Here is a 17,304-nt window from a genome sequence, read left to right as displayed (position 1 = left end):
AATGATATGGGTGACAATGAATTCATTGAAACCCTTCGGCATATGAAGGTTGATGAGAGCGAAATTAAAGAAATTATTGCTCAACAGCAACGTGATAATGAACAACACGATGAGGCATTAGAAATACAACCAGGCAATGCCCTTATTGTTCACTTGTTTTTCATTGTTGCTAAGTATTGGGAACGTGTCGGCATGGAAGCCACACCTTTGTATTTAGACCCGGTAAAAGTTGAAGCACGGGCATCAAAACTAGCCTGGTATAAACAACTTGATGACGAAGCGTTAGAACTACTTTGGAACGGCTTAGACATTATGGAAATGGCTTGTTCAAAAGTTTGGTCAACACAACGAGAAGAAAAAACGCATGAGTGATGATTTAAAGTTAGCAATACGATTAACCACTGAAGGTGGCAAAATTGTTGTAAAAGATTTACAACAAATTGATGCAGCCACCGATAAAGTGAATCACTCTTTAACAGGCACAGCTAAAAGTGGCCAAACCGCACGTAAGGGTTTTGAACAAGCGAGCATGGGCGCTAAAAATCTTACTCGTCATTCAAAAGAAGCATCAAACGAATTGCAAGGTATGTTACGCAACATGGGACTTATGGTCACAGGTTACGTAACGCTTAACGGTGCGATGCGCGGCATCAATAAGGCCGATAGTTTTAATGTGCTAACACAACGTATTGAAACGGCAACTAAAGCCACGGGTGACTTTGTTACTGTTAACGCTGAACTTTATCAAATTACTCAAGACAACCGTGCAAACCTTGAAAGCACTGTGGAAATGTTTCAACGCATGTCTTCAGCGCGTGCAGAGCTTGAAGCAACCAATGCTGAAATGCTTGTGTTTACCGACACTATTCAAGAATTAGGCGTTATTGGCGGCACAAGCCTTACCAACATTCAAGCTGGCCAAACTCAGCTAGCACAAATGCTAAGCAGTAATGTTGCCAGGGCTGAAGAATTTAATTCAATTCTTGAAAACATACCTGAAGTGGCACAACGCATGGCCAAAGGCTTAGGTGTTTCGGTGGGTAAATTACGTGAAATGATGCTTAACGGCCAATTATTGTCAAAAGATGTTTTTAGAGCCATATTAAGCCAAACCCAGCAAGTTCATGCTGACTTTAATGACATTGATAAGTCTGTTGCTAGTACTGGCCAAAAAATGGATAACTCCATCGGCAAAGCGCTTTCACGTTTAGATGAAGTGAGCGGCACAACAAAAGCTATTGCAAAAAGTTTTGATGATATTGCCAACGCGCTTGATGCCATGAATGCCAGTGAGTTAAAAGAACTAGCTGGCACGATTGCAGCCATTGGCGGTAGCATTGCGGCGTTGATTTTCCTTAAAAAGCTTAACGTCAACCTTGCAACAATGGCTATTGCTAGCGGCACAGCAACTAAGAGCATTTTAGGAAAAGTTGCGGCAATGCGCGCTAGCACCATTACAACAAATGTATATGGCCAAGTGGTGGCGAGTACTGCCACAAAGATTACAGCCACAACAATTGCTACGCGTGCATTAACCATTGCCACTAGAGCATTGCTAGGCCCGATTGGCTTAGCTATTACTGCCGGCTATATGATTTATGATGCCTTTGCGCCTAACGAAATTGATAAGTCAGCGGATGCGACAATTCGATTAGCCAAGGCTGAGAAAAAAGTTGCTGAAGCAGCGAAAGCGGCAGCGCTGGCAAAAGTCGCACAAAAACCATCATCGAATATGAATGATCACTTGCAAGCAGCTTATCAAAAACAAGCGATGTTAATTGCGCAAATTGCTTCAATGCATAACAACCTTGAATCAGTAAACAGTACTTATGGCAAAACCTCTAAGCTTGCCACTGATTACGGACTGCAACTACAAGAAAATGAAAAATCGTTAGCCAATACCAAACGTCTTATTGCATCGATATTGATTGCACAGCAACAGCAAAGCGCAGAAATAAACAATCAAGCCATTGCTAAAAAAGTTGACCCTGCCGCGCAGCGACAGTTAGCACAAATTCAGCAACAAATAGCGCTGTTTGGAGAGCTAAGCTTAGTTAAGCAATTAGATTATCAACTCACTAGTGGTAATTTAAAAGGCGTTAGCAGCGAACTAGCACTGCAGCTGCACCTAGAAACCAAAAAACTCAACTTACTTAAGAGTCAAAAAAAAGTGCGAGTTGAAACCAAAGCTAATCAAAAGTTGATCGCATCACTTGGCCAAGAGCTTAAAGCGTTAAAACTAAGCGATAAACAAAAACTGATTTCTGCAAAACTCAGTCAATTATCAGCCAATGCAACTGATGAACAAAAGCAGAAGGTTCGAGAACTTACCGAAACCCTTTACGACCAAACAGCCGCTTACGATGCCTTAGATTTGTCTGATTTAACCGAGCAAACCAACAATTATGGTAGTGCCTGGTCAAATGTGGGCAATACTATTATTGATACTTTTGGCAGCATGGCCGATAAGTTCGCTAACCTGGGCGAGATGCAAGACGGCTACCTTAAACAGCTTGAAGCAATAAAAGTAAAACGTAAATCCATCAATAATATTGCTGATATCGATAAACGCACTAAAGGTTTAGCTGAACTTAAAACATTTGAAAATAATGTGATTAAGCAAAACACTCAAGCACAACTTGGCGCTTATGGCTCAATTGCGGGTGCGGCTTCAGAAATGTTTAGCGAACAATCGAAAGGCCGTGAAGCACTTCATCGTTTAGAAGTTGGCTTTATGGCGGCTGAAATGGTGTTAAGTATTCAAAAATCTATCCTTAATGCCACTGAAGCGGTAACGAACGCGGGCACCAGTGGCGACCCATATTCGGCCCCTGCACGCGTTGCGGCGATGGCAGCAATAATGGCAGGAGTGTTAGGCGCAGTAGGTATTGCTTTTAGCAGTGGTTCAGGTGGCGGTATTTCAGCGGCAGATCGACAAGCGAGCCAAGGCACTGGCACCGTGCTTGGTGATAGCTCTGCGCACTCACAATCTATTAGCAACAGCTTTGAACGTATTGAGCAATTAGAACTCGATCAATACGTTGTTTTACAAGAAATGAATAGCAGTTTACGTAGTTTAGACCGAAGTATTCCGCAACTCGTTGCAAGCTTAGTTAGGATGTTTGGCAGCTTTAATGAAAACAATTATGGCGGTGAATTAGGCAGCGTAAATACAGGTCGTTTACCAGGCTCTGGTTTGCTTGAAAAATCATTAACGGCTTTTGACCCAACAGGTTTAGTGTCAAAAATTATCGGCGGCTTTTCAAAAACCAAAAAATCATTGGTGGACTCGGGCATCAGTATTGTTGGTCAAACGCTGGGCGAAATAATGAGCAGTGGCTTGGTCAATGCTCAAGCCTACTTTGATATAAAAACCAAGAAGAAAAAGTTTTGGGGCTTATCAAGCAAAACAAGTTACAACACGGAATATCAAGATTTAGGTAGCGACTTCAACCGTAGCTTAGGGCTTATTTTTAATGACTTAGGCACAACCATTAATGAGTCAATTGACATACTAGGGCTTGATATTGCCAAAGAAACAGCAACGTTTAGCAACCTGATTAATAACAGAAGGTTTGATGGTGAAGGCTTTGAAGCTTATTTTGAAAACCTCACGTCAGGTATTGCAACGGGCATCTCTGAAAGTGCGACGCGCAGCTTAGAAAACTTTGAAATTGAGTTGCCTAAAATGTCGTTTAAAGACATGAGCGGCGAGGAAATTGAAAAAGCATTACAAGGCATGATATCGCAGCAAGCGGATAAAATGGTGCAGTACCTGGTACCACAAATTGCCAAATTCCAACAAGTCGGCGAAGGCTTATACGATACGCTTGTGCGTGTTGCCCAGGAGCAAGCGATTTTCAATAGTGCCATGGACGCGATGGGCCACAGTATTAGTGGCGTCGCTGGTATGACTAAACAAATGGAAACTGAGATTGCCCAATCTATTATTACGCTTACGGGCGGTTTAGAGAACTTTCGTGAATATACTTCTACTTATTTCAGTGAGTTTTTAACTGACGAGCAGCAATTTAGCCACCTTAAAAAACAAATAACAGGCTTGTTTGACGGCCTTGAATTATCACTGCCAGACACACGCGCAGAATTCATCACCTTGATGGATGGTATCGATAGAACGACTGAAAGTGGCCAAGCATTATATGCATCACTGCTTCGTATGATTGGTTCATTAGATGGCTATTATGATGCAACAGAAAAAGCCACCAAAGCGGAAGAGAAGCTAGCGCAAACCCGTATTGATTTTGTCGCGAGTTTTGAAGATAAGTTAGCACGTTTAGACATGTCACCATTGCAAATTAAGTTGGCTGATTTACAAAAGACTTTTGATGCATATCGAGAGCAAGCAAGTGAATATGGCTTAGGCACAGAATTAATTGAAGCACTTTATGCTAAAGAGCGTCAACAAATTATTGATGATGCGTTAGCAAGTATTAATGATACCCATAAGCGTGAGTTAGACACGTTAAATCGTGAGCATGAGCAATCACTTGCTGAGCTTAACCGTAACCACACGCAAGCGGTTGAAAAATTAACAGCTGACCATGAGCGCTTTGTTGCATCGCTTGATAGCGTGAATGCCGCTATTGCCAACAATATTTTAACCATACGACGAAGCTTTAAAGGCTGGGATGAAGCCGCGTATCAGTCCGGAAAAATAACAAACTTACGTGGTAATTTAAACACTGGCACTGCAGATGAACGTTTAAGTGTTATCAATGAGCTAAACGACGCACTGCTTAATAAATACAATGCAGAGATAGCACAAAATAACGAGTTGGCTAGCTTAGCAACCGAGCGTCATCAAGCTGAAGTATCTCGTCATGAAGAGTTATTGTCATTAGTTGATGATTTACGCGCTGCAGCGAAAAGCTTGAAGTTTGGCGATTTATCAACGCTTTCGCACACGCAGCAATTTAGCCTGGCAAAGTCTGATTTTCAGCAGGCATTATCAACAGGCGACATTAAGAATTTACGTTCTTCAGGCGAGCAATATTTAAACCTGGCAAAAGCACAATACGGCGGCACAGCAAGCAGTGAATACCAAGCGATATTTGACCAAGTAACCAATGCTTTTAGCTCAGCGAGTGCGGGGGCTGCGCCAAGTGTACCGAGTGAAGTATTACAATTTCAAAATGATAATATTGCACTAGGTGAGCAGTTAATTGTTGATTTAGCGCAGCTACGCACGTTAACAGGTGACCTTGAGGCAGAGCAAAAAGCGGTATTTGAAACTAGGTTATCAACCTTAAATGCTGATTTACTTGCGCAAACTGAAGTACTCAATAATGAGCTTGTATTGCAAACTGCTACATTAGCGTTGAAGCTTGAAACACAAACTACCGCTATTGTCGGCGCAATTGGTGGTGTTGAAACAGCGATCGGTAATATTCAAATACCTGCGCCTATTACCCCGCCACCTATTATTATTTTTCCACCGAAAAGTGAAATTGGCGCACCTGCTCCTCTGCCACCTGCTGACCCTAACAGCAAAAGATTAGCTGAAGCAGTTGAAAAACAAAATGCGTTAGCTGAAGCGCAAACCACAGCAATTGAAAAGCAAAATGCTTTGGCTCAGCAAAGTAACAACATTAAAGAAGCACTTGAAATGCGTTTAGCTGAAAATAATGACAAGTTGGAGCAGCAAGCATGAGCCTGACGCCTGAGCAAACCAAGTGGTTATCAAATAAAAGTAACTTTCGTTGCATTTTAGTTGAAGTGAATTATCTGTTAGCGGGAGTCATTAAAACGCTGTATTTGAGCAACCATGCTTTTCGCTCTGAGCCAACGGATGCACTGCCGAACAAAGCTTATAAGAACTGGCTTAATGCTTCATCGACCATCAGTTTTTCACAGCGTATGTCTGTTGCGCTATTCGGGAAAACCCAAACTGGCACTAGTGCTATTGAGTTTTTTTTACATCCAAGTATTGAGCATTTAATTACTGACGCTGATTTTAATGGCCAACCGATAAAAGTGCTAATTGGCGATCCCACATGGCCACGCGAAAAATTCATCACTAAGTTTTTATGTCAAGGAAAAATCATTGAACCTGTTGATGATGTGCGTGCCCGTATTACCTTTGTTGATATGAGTGAATCGTTAAAAAAAGGCGCGTTATCAACCGTTGTTACAGCGGGCCCAAGTAAGGGAGAATTTAAGTCAAGAGCGCTTGGTCAATGCTTTAATGTTGAGCCGTTATTAATTGATGCAATCACCCGTACTTATCAAGTTAATGACGGTGAGCACCAAGCAATAACCGCGGTGCGAGAAAACGGTTTTGTGATCGCGCCAAGTAACTACACGTTGAGTCTAATTACTGGCACATTAATCATCAATAAGAATGTAACGGGCCGTATAACAGTTGATATACAGGGCGCTAAGCATAACGGCACTTACATCACGACAGCTGAGCAGATGATTAACTACTTACTTAATTTGCTGGGTATTGCGCCGTCTATCGATAGCAATGTATTACCCACCTATACACTAGGCTTGTACATAAAAAGCCAGCGTGATGTTATCAGTTGCATTGATGAGATATGCAAAAGTGTTGGTGCTAATTGGTATTTTGACGAGCTTGGCCGTTTTCGTCTTCAGCTTTACACAGGTAAAAAAGCACCAACAAACAGCATTAAGCCAGGACACATTAAAGCAGGTTCAATGCGCGTTAAAAAACGCTTACCTGCTGTTAAAAAAATCAGCTTAGGTTACCAGCGAAATTGGACCGAGCAAACCGACGGTATTGCCGCTGCCATTACTGAAAGCAATCCTGAACTAGCGAATTTGTACCGAAAGAAAGAATCTCTATTACCTGGCACTAACGTTGTTGCTAACGCTGCAGCTGCGGTTGATATCACGCTAAGTACACTAATTGTTAATGCGATAGATGCACAAACCGAGCTAACGAGACGTTTAGCATTAAGTAAAGATGCCAGGACTATTTACAGTTTTGAAACGCCATTAAAAAAACATAATCAGGGGGAAACCTCAACAGTGAAATATTCACGCTATTTTGCCAACGGGAAAGATGCCGTACTTGTTGGCCATGTCCACAAAATTAATAACGTTGCTGACGTAGTGGAGGTATTAGCATGAGCAACATAAAAATGATGCATAACAAGCATTTTGATGATGCGACGCTAAGCACCGTGGGTGTTAATGAGCTGATGCCGATAGCCAATGTGCAAACATACGATGGCAGTGAAGCATTTAGAACAGATACGTTAACCAACGTGGTCATTCGCATTAAGTCATTAAAAGGCAATTTTGTATCTGGCCTGGCGTTATGGCGGCATAACCTATCAACGACGGCAACCGTGCAGTGGAGAGGCTATACAAGCGTAGATTGGACGGGAAGCCCTGTTATAGATACTGGCTTAATGAACGCTGTAGAAATGAAATCATTTGCTGATTTTGTGTTGGGTGTTGATGACTTAGGGGCCACGGTTTTTGAAGATAAAAACCCACGTAGGCGCTCAACTGAGATTTGGCACGATGCAAAAGCGGTGGTTACACAAGAAATCATTATTAACGATCCAGATAATACGTTTGGCTACATCGATATTGAGCGCATTTTTAATGGTCTTGCTAGTAGCCCTCGATGGAACTTTAGCGAAGGCGCGAAAATAAAAAGAATACCCGTTAAAAAAGGTGGCATTGACACAGCTGATGGCGGGTTTCATACCATTAAACATGAAACATACCGTGTTATCGATATTCAACTTAATTGGCTGCATCAAACTGATTGGCCAATGCTAGATTCTTTTTATGATGTTGTTGGAAATCACGAAGATTTTTACATCTCAATGTATCCCAATGCATCACCCAAAAAACGCAACGCTCATGCGTTCGCAGCTAAGTTTTTAGATGACTTCACGACAACAATAAGAAATGCAAACTTTAATGGCACACCAATGAAACTGAGGGAAGTGTAATGGCAAAGGCTAAATTTACAATAGGAATGTCGGGCACTGAACACGTAGAGCAACTACAAGTATTAAGTGATGCTGTGGGTGATATTGACCAGGCTAAGCTTGACGCGCAACAAGCGCTGGATGACGCCATTGAACAAGTGGCTTTAGCGGCGCAGCAAGTAGCGTTGGCGGCAGTACATCAAGAAAATGCTGAAGCAATTGCCGTAAGTGGATTACCAAGTCAAGCTACTCATATCGGCAAAGCACTAGTAACTAATGGCATATCGATAAGCTGGGAAAGTGTTGTTACCCCAGTACAGTTAACCACCGTATTGCAGCAAGCTAACATCGCAATACAGAGCAGCAATACAGCCATTAGCATTGCTGATAAAGCCAAATTAACCGCACGTATAGGATTAGTATTATGACGTTAGTTTTAACGGGATTTAAAGCGCAAATGCAAGCGCGCCTTAATTCATTAACCTTATCACCACTGAGTTCAGTTGATGATATTTTAGCGCGGGCAACTGAAGTGGTTGGTTTAGATTTAGACCCATCACACTTCCTCACTGTATTAAATGCGAGACTAGCTGCAGTTGATGATACAACATCGAGTGATGATGTTTTTAATCTTAATGCGGCACGCTTAGCGATAGAAGCTATTAAAACGCCGCATTTAACATATCGTGAAGTTATAACTTCATCAAAAAACTTTACAGTGCCAAAAGGCAAAAGAACGCTATTTGTTACCTTGGTTGGCGGTGGCGACATTGGTAACTCGGCTTACGGCTCAGGCAGGTCAGGTAGTGGTGGAAATGCTGGGGCAGTATTATTTAGATGGCGAATAGACGTGACACCAGGCCAAGTTTTACCTGCAGTGATTGGTGCAGGGGCTTCTTTGGGAAATTCATCGGGAGACACCACATTTGCGGGTTTGGTTGCAAAAGGTGGTGGCGGTAAAAAAGCTGATACCTCTGTTGAGACATCAGGTAGCCCGACAAGAGGCGCTGAGGGCTTTCAGTATGGTGTATCAGGTTTTGGTGCTGGGTATGGCGGAGATGGAAGTACAGGCGCAAGTAGCTCTTATGGTAATTATATGCCTGGTGGCAAAGGTGTAATTATTTTGGAGTGGACGTAATGATTTATGCGATTGTAGAAAATGAGGCCATCGTCAATATTGCTGAGTCTGAAGAAGCGCTTGATGTAAATTGGTTCCCGATGCTAGAAAATGGAAATATTGGTAATGACTTTGTTAACGGCCATGTTGTTAGTCAAGGTGAAGCGATAATCACGTCAAAAACCGCACAGCTATTAAACTTCATTATCAAATCAGATAATGTGGTTGTTGATAGTGCCAACAATATTCACAGCATAAAAGCTAAATTACCCTTTGCGATAACAGCCGATGTAAATGATAAAAATGATGCGTTAGCGCAATTACTAACAGCACGTAACACACCAAAAGCAAAGTTAACGGTAATGGCTGAGCGCGTGCGGGGCGGTAATGCGCTTGATGTAATTGATGATGTACGTTTTGACATGTTAATTGATGCAACGTCGTTAGCGATTGATTCAACGAGTGGTTTTGAAATATCAGGTAATTATGTCGTTACGCAAGAGCGCATGAACAAAGCACTAAAAGCCATTGGCCTACCTTTTGAAATTGAAATGCCAATGCTTGAATTTGATGTTGTGAACGCGTAAATGAAAAAGCATGTGCAAGTAGGTGGCTGGATATTTGAGCTTAAGCAAGTTAGAGCCTTTAAGGCTGAAAATTTTGGCGAGGCTTATAGCGCTAATGCACTGATTACCATCACCGATGGCACAGCACATGTTGAAAACTTAATGATGCGATTTGATGAGCAGTTCACACGTCAAGACTACCAAGCATTTAAAACCTTTATTGAAAATGCAGGTTTTGATAGCGCCGCATTTAGCCAGATAAAAAATGGCGAACGATTAGTGAAAGAGGAAAGGTGTAAAAATGATAACAGTAAAAACGCAATCACTATCTGTTAATGGTATTGTTCGTCGCCGTTACGAAGTTACGTTAACTGATCTTTTAGGTGATGAACATACTGAAATTTTGGGTATATTTAATCACGAGGAATCAAACAGTGGTTCGTTAGTTGAGCAAGCGCATTTAGCATTTAAAAAGTTAGAAGAAATTGAAGAATATAAAGAAAGTATTCGACAGAAAGTCAACCCATTTTTAGATGAATCAAAATGGAATACTAGGTCTGAGTTGTTACGTGCTGTGCTTGATGATGCTTTGTCATTACCCGCGACAGATGCATTAGTTTACAACGGTTTGCCTTTTTTATCACTTGTGTCTGATGCTGAATTGATGACGATATATCAACAAGATCAGGCATGGGTTGATGCAACGATGCTAAAAGCAAGAAATTTGCTAAAAGCTAAAGACAATTTTGATAACTATGAGCCTGCAATATCATGAAGTTTTATTATGTGAGAGATAACGGGACCGATTTTACAGGTAGTTGTACGGGTGAGATAGGCAACATTGGCGGTGCATCTGATATTAAACGTGTTGGTGCTTGGGATGCAAATAGTAGTAAAAGCTTTGTCAGTATAAAAGCTGTCTTTGATGCCGCCGTTAACACTGAATTGCCTGATAATTTCAGTGTAGTGTTTGTTGCTAGTGACCACGTTGAAAACCACGTAGGCAATATAGCTTTAAACGTTGGCACTGTATCATCTGATAAAAGTGTATTAATTATTTCAACGTCTATCGTTGATTATTCATATCAACCTAAAGCTGCCCGTATAAATTGCACTGGCAATATTTCAGTAGGTAAAAGAGCATCAAAAAAAACCAGTTATAAAATTAAAGGTTTAGTGATAAGTATGGAAAACGGCAGTATAGATGCCAACACACACCTTGCGTCTGAAGCGATATTTGAAGAATGCATCATCTTACAGCCTAATGCCAGATTCAGCTCAAGGATTGCAGTTTTTAAAAATTGTGAATTGACATATTTCAGACTTGAATCTATTGATGTGTCATTCGTTGAATGTAAGATGACAAACACATTTAGTGGGTATCACTTTAGAAATTCAACATTAACATTTTATCGGTGTGACTTTTCAGAAGCTACAACGATGGCCCTGTCTGGTACGACTGGGGGGATAGTATTTCATCAATGCAAAATGCCAAACCTACCCATTGTTGGCGTTAGTACATACAGGATGTTGCAACCGCTCGTTGAACTCAATGGTTGTTCAATCAGTGATGTAAATAAATATTATAATTACTATGTAGAAAGTTCATTCTACATTTTATCAACAATAAGTGATGTGTATTTACACTATCAATATGACGAGATAAATAGCGCTAGCTTGTTAGTCGAAACAAAGTCAATTTGCAACAAAATTGGTAATGGTCGCGCTGTAAAAGTTATCGAGCTTTGTGCGCAAGATTTATCGGTAAAAGATACAACGTACAGAGTGAATTTATTATTAAACACAGACACGGTTAATGCATTAACAGATACAGACTTTTGGGTTGATTTAGCGCTCAGTAGTAATGATGCGTTGACATTGGGGCATACTGTGTCGACTAGGTTAGCTGATAATTTAGCAATTGGCACAGAGTTGAAATCAAGTGATGAAATTTGGCAGGGTCCGTCAATGCCCGTTAATTTCAAAGCTTATTGTGTTGATATTACATTGACTGCTGCTGACTACTCGAACGTAAGCAATACTAATATCGTTATTAACGCAAATTTAGTTGTGCCCAATGCCGATGTTTATATTTGCCCCGCTGTTCAAATAGGCACTTAATATGCCTACATTTATAACACCAACAAACATCAGGTTAACGAGTTTCGGTATTGTCGATTTAGGCTCTTTGTCTACTGGAAATACAGCCAGATTGACTAGTGGCGGTATTATTGGTGTCGCTACATCTTCGGAAATAGACTTCTCGGCTTTAGGTGTGCTGTCATTACCAGGTTTAACGGCGAGCGGAACAATAGATTATTCATTACCAGTTTATAGTGCTAATTCAGCAGTTGATTTGCCGTCATTGGTGGTTGATGGGACTGCCGCATTTACTGGATTAGATTTTCTGGCTTTAGGTGTGCTGTCATTACCAGGTTTAACGGCGAGCGGAACAATAGATTATTCATTACCAGTTTATAGTGCTAATTCAGCAGTTGATTTGCCGTCATTGGTGGTTGATGGGACTGCTGCATTTACTGGATTAGATTTTCTGGCCACAGGCATGCTGTCATTACCAGGTTTAACGGCGAGCGGAACAATAGATTATTCATTACCAGTTTATAGTGCTAATTCAGCAGTTGATTTGCCGTCATTGGTGGTTGATGGGACTGCTGCATTTACTGGATTAGATTTTCTGGCCACAGGCATGTTGCCGTTACCAGGCTTAATGTCGGTTTCATCAGTAGATTATTCATTGCCCGCTTACATTGCCATCGCGACACTCACGCTACCTAGCTTGCATACAGTTATTCATTATGACGCGCCTAAATTAACACTTAATTGCATCATCATATTAAGAGAGCATTTAACAAACCTTGTATTAAAAGACACAAATCAAACACTAACGCTTCAATAGGAATTTATATCATGTCAAATCTTTTACACATATCAAACAAAGTACGAAACGGAATGGTTGTGGGGGCTGCTTCTTCCATTGAAGTTGGAGCGCAGACAGTGAAAGCACTTATTTTCAGCTTAGGCTCAGGGATACCTGCAAACGAAAATGTAGGTATAACAGATCAGGTCTTACTGGCAGAGCACTTATCAAGTTACGGTAGTGATGGTTTTGAGGATTCAGCAACTACGGGTAGCTTGAGTGCTAATGCATTTGCAGACATAGCCGCAATAGCTAACGGTGCTCCTGCGTTCTTTCGACTTGTTGATGCTAATAATGAGGTTTGTATGCAAGGAACTTGTGGCGTGGCTAATGCCCACATGCTTGTATCATTGCCTGAGTATATTCAAGGTGGAATGTCAAAAATCACATCACTCAACCTCTCTGTGCCAGCTACATCACCTGCGGCGGTATAAAGTATGTCAGCACCAAATTATGGGCAAAAGGTTCAAGGTGTCGCATATCCTGTCTTTGAGCAAGTATTAGGTGCGATCTTTGATGAGAGGTATTACGGCATAGATATCAGGGAGTGGCTTAAGGGTCGGACACTTAAGTCATACACACTAACAAGTGTTGATATAGGGGGTCTTAAAGTTGAAACAGTAAGTGAACTTGATGGCGTTGTATCGTTCAAAGCTAAGGAGGGTCAGATAGGTTATCAAACTGTAAAGCTAATCATCGACTCAGAGGATACATCAATCACTCGGCATTACTGCATCAAAGTCAGAGATTTATAAGCAACAAGCTATAATACATTTCGATTATTGAAACCCTTTTTCAATAATCGAAATGTTTAGTTTTCGCAGTTTTCGCAGTTTTCGCATAAAGTTTTCGCGCGCGGCATCAGCTTTGGGATTTTACGGCTTTAGCCATTGCAAAAAGATAATAAACAGCAGCGACAACAGAAACCAGTGAAAAAATACGGAAATATAATGGAATAATTTCAGTTGTTGGACTTATAGCAATTAATATTGGTGCCACAATTAATGAAAGCAACATGATAAAACCTGCCCAAGAATGCACCTTACAATTAAAAGTTGGGTTCTTAGTAAATGGATCGGCGTCCATTGGGAAGTAACCTGCGACCCATGTACCAACACCATGAGATATAACTAACCAACCAGCAACATTCACTAAAGTTGAAACATTTGAGATTTGTGCCAGATACCAACCGAAAAAGCAAAATAGAAAACCAAGAGGATAATTATTAATTAAAGGGGACAATTTTTCAGTTGGGCTACCAGTTGCACCTAACTCGCTACAAAATTGTTTAGAATGGCTGTAACCAGCATAAAATCTACTTGCTACATAAACACCGATGAAAATCCAGATTGTTGCAATTAACCCTGAATAGATCGCAATACTTTCAAACACTACCAAAATCCTTTTGTAAACTAACGCCCGCTTAAGCGGAAAAATATAGCTGGCTAAAATGTTGAACGGAGTGAAAACAGCCAGCTGTATTTTTTCCGTTTGAAGCGCTTGTTAGTGCCGTAGTTTTAATTTGAACGAATATATTCACGCCCATTTAACATTTCACTTCTCGATAAACCGATGCTAAAACGTTTAAATAACCCTAAGAACTCAATAATGGGCATATCGACCCTAACACTTTTAAGTTCAACAGGCCCAGCCGTACTCTTAAATTTTTCTTCTACTGTATCAAAGCCGGCTAGTTCTACGAGAAGAAATTCAACTGATACTGGGTCTTTATGCTCACCGTGGTTTTCACCCGCAAAGACTTTTACACCAATTAAAAATTCGTTATCTAATTTATGTCCTTTTTTCTTGAGCCACTCATTCATTCCAATTTCGTCTGCATCATCAGCAGCTGAAGTCCCTTTCCAATCATTGTATTGTGTAGACGCTGTAAATTTTTCTGGATACATTATTATTTCCTTTTTAATGTTATTGATCGATAAAGCCAAAGCTGAATGAATAGGCACTAACGCCCCAATAAGGGGCTAAAAATTGTTTGCTAAAATGTGTAGCGAAGCGAAACCGAGCAAACTGTTTTTAGTCCCGCTTGATTGGCTTGTTAGTTGCCTTTTGTACCGATTTAGAGAATGAATAAAGCTCGCCTAGCAAATGCATATATTCTTTATTTAATTTGTCAGCATTAGGTTTCCAACAGAACTCACCTTTAGCGTTAGTAGTTTGGCCTAATACCAAATCATTTAAGCTGCCCATACCACCACTACCAGACATTATAATGTTGGCACAGTTTAAGTATTCACAAGAATCAAATGCAGATAGAGCTCGCTTAAAATGTTTGAACCACCAATCTGATTTTTCTTCCTCCAATAACGTGATCATGTCAGTTATTTGGACTCGACTATTTTCGTACATGCTATCCCTAGGCAACTAACGCCCCACTAAGAGGCAAATGATAGTTGGCTATAATAGAGAGCGAAGCGAACAAAGCCAACTGTTATTTGTCCTGCTTGAGTGGCTTGTTATATGGCTTTTTTAAGGCGAAGACCAGCTAATTCTTTTTCTGTCCTTTCACTATTTGAAATATAATAATGACTCCCAGAGCACTTTGTTACCACTCTACTTTCAGGAATATATAAAATAAATTCATGGCCAACTTGCGACCCAATAGAGCACATACCTGAACCTGTTGTTACATAATTTAGTGCAACGTCACTTTTTTTGAAGCTTTCTAACACCCGGTAATTTACTTTAACTTCACGAAAAATCCCTTCCGATGGTTCAATATACTCTGTTGAAAGAATAACAACATGAATAATCTCTTTTGCATTATTATATTTATCATCCTCAGTTAAGGGCATGCAACTACAAGCATGAGAAGTAAAATTAAATAATATTAAAAGAGAGAACAATGCTAGCTTCATATTCGCTGCCATATAACGCCCAATTAACGGGCTAAAAATAGTGGGCTAAACTTGAGCGGAGCGAAAAAAGTGACCGCTATTTTTAGTCCCTGTTTAATTACTTGTTATGTGTAAACTGCTGATATGCCAACTATAAAAAACTAAGAACCAATAGTAAACCTATAATTACCGAACCAAATAATAGGTATTTACCAAAGATAGAATTATCTTCGAGAGTTTCTTGATTCTGCGCTTTTAATTGAGCCAATTGTGCTTCATTTAAAGCAGAGCAATGAATACATTTATCGCTTGCTTCCGGTGTATATAATTCACATCTATCACAGCGTTTTTGCTTCGGCTGCTTAGCTTTCATTGCTAGACTCATTCCTACAGACATTGTGAAATCCTTTTACACATAACGCCCTAATAATGGGCAAAAAATTGTTGGCTAAAATGTTGAGGAACGAAAACAGCCAACTATTTTTTGTCCTTATTTATTAGCTTGTTAGGCTAATACGAATCTATTTTTAAATGTGTATTACAAAAACTTGAAGCTCCAGATAAGTCGGGAAATAAAGTAGAATGGCTTATATTCATTCTATTTAAATGTCTTAAACATGATTCTAAATCTTTTTTTGGGATGTTTATTTTTATTAGCTCCATATAACCTTCACTATATTTAGATGGGAATTTTTTAACCCAGCTTTCTATATCCATATTGTTTGGACTACGAGTAAACAAGCCTCTTTGGCTCACTAAACGATTATTCTCATCGCTCATAGGGCGAACTATTTTAACAGTTGGTCTATGACCATTAACCGTAGCTACTTTACTAGCAGATTTAATTTCTTCATTTTTTTCATTGGTAGATGTCTGATCAAGAGCGTAAACCGTAATAAATTTACTTTTTTCTGAAGATGCATTAATAGCAGCAAAATACAAAGCGACAAAGGGAGATTCAGTCCAATCTAACAAGGGAGTAAACAAACCATGATGTTGCCCTAGAGCCCACCAATCATTATCTTCATCAATTTTAGAAGGGTTTGCTCCTCTTCGGCCACGTGTTTCATATTGAAACTTTTCAAGATGAATATCTCTCATATCTGATTCAGGATCTTGTATATATCGATCTAAGGTAGGTTCTAACTTCCATTCGCAACAAGAGTGGCCTCTATACACATATGAAGTGTAGTCGAGCATTTCTGTATTTATAAAATCAGAAAAATGTTTCCAATGGGACAGTTCAAATTCTTTGACTCCCTTCTTAAGTGGTTTTGTTTGCCACTTTTTTCTTCCATCCATGTAAAATCCTAAAGTTTGATTATTAGCCTAACGCCCCAATAAGGGGCTGATAATGCTTGGCTAAACTTGTGTAGCGAAGCGAAACCGAGCCAAGCTTTAGCAGTCCCACTTGATTGCCTTGTTAGGCATTATTTAGAAGATAATATCTCCATAGCCCCAAATAAAGGTACCTACTACTACAAATAAGTGAGCTAACCTTGAAATTATTTTATGTCTTGGCGGCAACGATGGAACTGATTTAACCTTGCTAGAATTACCATAAAAGTTATTTTGCATGACTTTAAATAACTCATTATTCAGTCTAAATTCCACAATGACAGCGAGCAAAACCATTACAGCACCAGATCTTGCGAAAAAAGCGTCCGGTTCCTGCCCAAAAGAGTAAAAATAGCTGAAAAGTACCCAAGAAAAGCTTAATACAAGTAAACTTACTTCTAGCTTCAATCGACTTAATTTTATTAACAAATGTGAGCCTTTTATACTTGATGCCTAACAACTTATTAGTAGGATTAGATCACGCTTTCTTTTAGTGTGTCTGTCCTAAAAACATATAAAATTTCATTTTAATATACTTACATTTAGCTTTATCTTC

At 40.0% G+C, this 17,304-nt stretch carries 20 protein-coding genes; 13 read left to right on the top strand and 7 right to left on the bottom strand.

Annotated features, from left to right (window positions below; all coding sequences use genetic code 11):
- Positions 1-6 precede the first annotated feature (6 nt).
- From B7C41_RS12570 to B7C41_RS12510, 13 genes are read left to right on the top strand one after another with little or no spacing between them, the layout of a single operon-like run.
- On the top strand, positions 7-372 hold the full coding sequence (locus B7C41_RS12570; RefSeq protein ID WP_085299250.1) for a hypothetical protein: 366 nt from the start codon (positions 7-9) through the stop codon (positions 370-372).
- Complete coding sequence (locus tag B7C41_RS12565; RefSeq protein WP_085299249.1) at positions 365-5,671, top strand: tape measure protein; 5,307 nt, start codon at positions 365-367, stop codon at positions 5,669-5,671. Before B7C41_RS12570 ends, B7C41_RS12565 begins: the two co-directional genes overlap by 8 nt.
- Positions 5,668-7,116, top strand: coding sequence for a hypothetical protein (locus tag B7C41_RS12560; protein ID WP_085299248.1), 1,449 nt, complete (start codon positions 5,668-5,670; stop codon positions 7,114-7,116). The genes B7C41_RS12565 and B7C41_RS12560 overlap by 4 nt, the downstream gene beginning before the upstream one ends.
- Complete coding sequence (locus B7C41_RS12555) at positions 7,113-7,955, top strand: hypothetical protein (RefSeq protein ID WP_085299247.1); 843 nt, start codon at positions 7,113-7,115, stop codon at positions 7,953-7,955. Before B7C41_RS12560 ends, B7C41_RS12555 begins: the two co-directional genes overlap by 4 nt.
- Entirely contained in the window at positions 7,955-8,362 is a 408-nt protein-coding gene (locus tag B7C41_RS12550) for a hypothetical protein (protein ID WP_085299246.1), read from the top strand. The genes B7C41_RS12555 and B7C41_RS12550 overlap by 1 nt, the downstream gene beginning before the upstream one ends.
- Positions 8,359-9,072, top strand: coding sequence for a hypothetical protein (locus B7C41_RS12545; RefSeq protein ID WP_085299245.1), 714 nt, complete (start codon positions 8,359-8,361; stop codon positions 9,070-9,072). Before B7C41_RS12550 ends, B7C41_RS12545 begins: the two co-directional genes overlap by 4 nt.
- Entirely contained in the window at positions 9,072-9,638 is a 567-nt protein-coding gene (locus B7C41_RS12540) for a hypothetical protein (RefSeq protein WP_085299244.1), read from the top strand. Before B7C41_RS12545 ends, B7C41_RS12540 begins: the two co-directional genes overlap by 1 nt.
- Positions 9,639-9,953, top strand: coding sequence for a hypothetical protein (locus B7C41_RS12535; RefSeq protein ID WP_085299243.1), 315 nt, complete (start codon positions 9,639-9,641; stop codon positions 9,951-9,953). It begins immediately after the preceding gene.
- Positions 9,919-10,392, top strand: a complete 474-nt coding sequence (locus B7C41_RS12530; protein WP_085299242.1) for a hypothetical protein — start codon at positions 9,919-9,921, stop codon at positions 10,390-10,392. The genes B7C41_RS12535 and B7C41_RS12530 overlap by 35 nt, the downstream gene beginning before the upstream one ends.
- Positions 10,389-11,738, top strand: coding sequence for a hypothetical protein (locus B7C41_RS12525; protein ID WP_085299241.1), 1,350 nt, complete (start codon positions 10,389-10,391; stop codon positions 11,736-11,738). The genes B7C41_RS12530 and B7C41_RS12525 overlap by 4 nt, the downstream gene beginning before the upstream one ends.
- 1 nt (position 11,739) lies before the next feature.
- Positions 11,740-12,534, top strand: coding sequence for a hypothetical protein (locus tag B7C41_RS12520; protein ID WP_085299240.1), 795 nt, complete (start codon positions 11,740-11,742; stop codon positions 12,532-12,534).
- Between the two features lie 11 nt (positions 12,535-12,545).
- On the top strand, positions 12,546-12,989 hold the full coding sequence (locus B7C41_RS12515; protein ID WP_085299239.1) for a hypothetical protein: 444 nt from the start codon (positions 12,546-12,548) through the stop codon (positions 12,987-12,989).
- Between the two features lie 3 nt (positions 12,990-12,992).
- Entirely contained in the window at positions 12,993-13,310 is a 318-nt protein-coding gene (locus tag B7C41_RS12510) for a hypothetical protein (protein WP_085299238.1), read from the top strand.
- Between the two features lie 106 nt (positions 13,311-13,416).
- On the opposite strand, the gene B7C41_RS12505 is transcribed toward B7C41_RS12510, so the two are convergent.
- The 7 genes from B7C41_RS12505 to B7C41_RS12475 all read right to left on the bottom strand — a co-directional run bounded on the left by B7C41_RS12505 (position 13,417) and on the right by B7C41_RS12475 (position 17,177).
- Positions 13,417-13,947, bottom strand: a complete 531-nt coding sequence (locus B7C41_RS12505; RefSeq protein WP_235839701.1) for a DUF998 domain-containing protein — start codon at positions 13,945-13,947, stop codon at positions 13,417-13,419.
- Positions 13,948-14,072: 125 nt separating this feature from the next.
- A complete protein-coding gene (locus B7C41_RS12500; RefSeq protein WP_085299237.1) occupies positions 14,073-14,462 on the bottom strand; it encodes a hypothetical protein in 390 nt (129 codons plus the stop codon).
- Between the two features lie 127 nt (positions 14,463-14,589).
- Positions 14,590-14,922, bottom strand: coding sequence for a DUF6966 domain-containing protein (locus tag B7C41_RS12495; RefSeq protein ID WP_085299236.1), 333 nt, complete (start codon positions 14,920-14,922; stop codon positions 14,590-14,592).
- A gap of 107 nt (positions 14,923-15,029) precedes the next feature.
- Complete coding sequence (locus B7C41_RS12490; protein WP_085299235.1) at positions 15,030-15,443, bottom strand: hypothetical protein; 414 nt, start codon at positions 15,441-15,443, stop codon at positions 15,030-15,032.
- A gap of 118 nt (positions 15,444-15,561) precedes the next feature.
- A complete protein-coding gene (locus B7C41_RS12485; protein WP_085299234.1) occupies positions 15,562-15,807 on the bottom strand; it encodes a hypothetical protein in 246 nt (81 codons plus the stop codon).
- Positions 15,808-15,920: 113 nt separating this feature from the next.
- The gene (locus tag B7C41_RS12480) at positions 15,921-16,712 is read right to left on the bottom strand and encodes an FRG domain-containing protein (protein WP_085299233.1); all 792 of its coding nucleotides are present in this window, start codon (positions 16,710-16,712) and stop codon (positions 15,921-15,923) included.
- A gap of 132 nt (positions 16,713-16,844) precedes the next feature.
- The gene (locus tag B7C41_RS12475) at positions 16,845-17,177 is read right to left on the bottom strand and encodes a hypothetical protein (RefSeq protein WP_085299232.1); all 333 of its coding nucleotides are present in this window, start codon (positions 17,175-17,177) and stop codon (positions 16,845-16,847) included.
- Positions 17,178-17,304: the final 127 nt, after the last annotated feature.

Source organism: Cognaticolwellia mytili (assembly GCF_002104475.1).
Lineage (GTDB): Bacteria > Pseudomonadota > Gammaproteobacteria > Enterobacterales > Alteromonadaceae > Cognaticolwellia > Cognaticolwellia mytili.
The sequence above is the reverse complement of the archived record's forward strand: the minus strand, read 5'-3'. Positions and strand labels throughout refer to the sequence as shown.